The sequence below is a fragment of the Burkholderia sp. AU30198 genome, from assembly GCF_020419825.1.
In the GTDB taxonomy this organism is placed as follows: Bacteria; Pseudomonadota; Gammaproteobacteria; order Burkholderiales; family Burkholderiaceae; genus Burkholderia.
This window is the reverse complement of the sequence record NZ_JAIZSA010000055.1, coordinates 1-1,014: the sequence shown is the minus strand read 5'-3', so window position 1 is coordinate 1,014 and position 1,014 is coordinate 1. Positions and strand designations below refer to the sequence as shown.

The 1,014-nt window shown below is 59.1% G+C and carries 1 protein-coding gene; it reads left to right on the top strand.

Annotated elements, in window-relative coordinates; genetic code table 11:
* On the top strand, window positions 1–975 hold a 975-nt coding region (locus tag LGN19_RS39455; RefSeq protein ID WP_226220247.1), incomplete at its 5' end, for an IS256 family transposase.
* Window positions 976–1,014 lie beyond the last annotated feature (39 nt).

The following is a 1,014-nucleotide window of genomic DNA, read 5'->3' as shown; positions in this document are numbered from 1 at the left end:
CCTCGCGATCGCGACGGCAGCTTTGAACCGTTGCTGATCCCCAAACACGAACGACGCTTCACGGGTTTCGACGACAAGATCGTTGCCATGTATGCCCGGGGCATGACCGTGCGAGAGATTCAGGGCTTCTTGCAGGAACAATACGGCACCGAGGTCTCGCCCGATTTCATCAGCTCGGTCACCGACGAAGTCATGGCTGAAGTCACCACTTGGCAGGCCCGGCCGCTTGAGCCGATGTACCCGGTGGTGTTCTTTGACGCGCTGCGGGTCAAGATCCGCGAAGATGCGGTCGTGCGCAACAAGGCGATCTACCTTGCATTGGGTGTTCTGCCCGACGGCACACGCGATATCCTGGGTTTGTGGATCGAAAGCACCGAAGGCGCCAAGTTCTGGATGAAGGTCTTCAACGATCTGAAAACGCGTGGCGTCAACGACATCCTGATCGCCGTGACCGATGGCCTCAAAGGCATGCCCGAAGCGCTGGCGGTCGTGTTTCCGGCGACTACGCTGCAGACGTGCATCGTTCACCTGATCCGAAACAGCCTCGATTACGCGAGCTGGAAAGACCGTAGGGGACTGGCTACAGCGATTCGCCCGATCTACACGGCGCCCAGCGCGGAGGCGGCTCAGGCGGAACTCGATGCATTTGCCGACGGGCCATGGGGGCAGAAATTCCCACCCGTCAGCACGGCGTGGCGCAACGCCTGGGATCGCGTGATTCCGTTCTTCGCCTTTCCACCGGCAGTTCGCAAGGTTATATACACTACGAACGCGATTGAGAACATCAACTCGCAGCTACGCAAGATCATCAAGACCCGGGGCCACTTCCCGACCGATGAGGCTGCGACGAAGCTCATCTGGCTGGCACTACGCAACATCACGGCCGATTGGGGGCGTGCTGCTCACGATTGGAAGGCAGCCATGAACCAATTCGCCATCCTCTACGAGGATCGGTTCGTTCGACCATCCGTGTGAATCTCAACCCGTCTTGAACACGGAAATTCTGACACCCCC